General features: G+C 67.5%; 1 protein-coding gene. It reads left to right on the plus strand.

Annotation, left to right across the window (positions count from 1 at the left end; genetic code table 11):
- Position 1 precedes the first annotated feature (1 nt).
- The coding region (locus ACP7A5_RS17915; RefSeq protein ID WP_426043156.1) for a CoA-acylating methylmalonate-semialdehyde dehydrogenase at positions 2 to 1,494 on the plus strand (1,493 nt) is incomplete at its 3' end.

Raw genomic sequence — 1,494 nt, forward strand, 5'->3', positions numbered from 1 at the left:
CATGCGCGACATCAACCATTTCATCGACGGCGCGTCCTTCACCGGCGCCTCGGGCCGGTTCGCCGATGTGTTCAATCCCAACACCGGCGAGGTCCAGGCCCGGGTGCAGCTGGCCTCGGTCGCCGAGATGGATCGCGCCGTCCAGGCCGCCCAGACCGCCTTCGAGGGCTGGTCCTCGACCAACCCCCAGCGCCGCGCCCGGGTGATGTTCGAGTTCAAGCGTCTGGTTGAAGCCAATATGAACGACCTGGCCGAACTGCTGTCGGCCGAACACGGCAAGGTCGTCGCCGACTCGAAGGGCGACATCCAGCGGGGCCTGGAAGTGATCGAGTTCGCCTGCGGCATCCCCCATGTGCTGAAGGGCGAATACACCCACGGGGCCGGCCCCGGCATCGACGTCTATTCGATGCGCCAGCCTCTGGGCGTGGTGGCGGGCATCACCCCGTTCAACTTCCCCGCCATGATCCCGATGTGGATGTTCGGCGTCGCCATCGCCGTCGGCAACACCTTCATCCTCAAGCCGTCGGAGCGCGATCCGTCGGTGCCGGTCCGTCTGGCCGAGCTGATGATGGAGGCCGGCGCGCCCGCAGGCGTCCTGAACGTCGTCCACGGCGACAAGGTCGCGGTCGACGCCATCCTGACCCACCCGCTGATCCATGCCGTCAGCTTCGTCGGCTCGTCCGACATCGCCCACTATGTCTATCAGACCGGCGCGGCCAACCATAAGCGCGTCCAGGCCATGGGCGGGGCCAAGAACCACGGCATCGTCCTGCCCGACGCCGACATGGACCAGGTGATCAAGGACCTGTCGGGGGCCGCCTACGGCTCGGCCGGGGAACGCTGCATGGCCCTGCCCGTGGTCGTGCCCGTCGGCAAGAAGACCGCCGACGAACTCCGTGAACGGATGATCGCCGAGATCCCGACCATGCGGGTCGGCGTCTCCACCGACGCCGGGGCCCACTACGGCCCCGTCGTCACGGCCCAGCACAAGGCCCGGGTCGAGGGCTGGATCGAGCAGGGGGTGAAAGACGGCGCCGAACTGGTCGTCGACGGCCGTGGCTTCTCGCTGCAGGGCCACGAGCGCGGCTATTTCATCGGCCCGTCGCTGTTCGACCATGTCACCCCGGAGATGGAGTCCTACAAGGAGGAGATCTTCGGCCCCGTGCTGCAGATCGTGCGCGCCGCCAGCTTCGAGGAGGCCCTGTCGCTGCCGTCCAAGCACCAGTACGGCAACGGCGTCGCCATCTTCACCCAGAACGGCCGCGCGGCCCGCGACTTCGCCGCCCGGGTCAATGTCGGCATGGTGGGGATCAACGTCCCGATCCCGGTGCCGGTCGCCTATCACACCTTCGGCGGCTGGAAGCGCTCGGCCTTCGGCGACACCAACCAGCACGGCATGGAGGGCGTGAAGTTCTGGACCAAGGTCAAGACCATCACCGCCCGCTGGCCGGACAGTGACCTCGAGCACGCCGATAGCTCGTTCGTGATCCCGAC

The sequence above is a fragment of the Brevundimonas sp. TWP2-3-4b1 genome, assembly GCF_049897665.1.
GTDB classification, from domain to species: domain Bacteria; phylum Pseudomonadota; class Alphaproteobacteria; order Caulobacterales; family Caulobacteraceae; genus Brevundimonas; species Brevundimonas subvibrioides_B.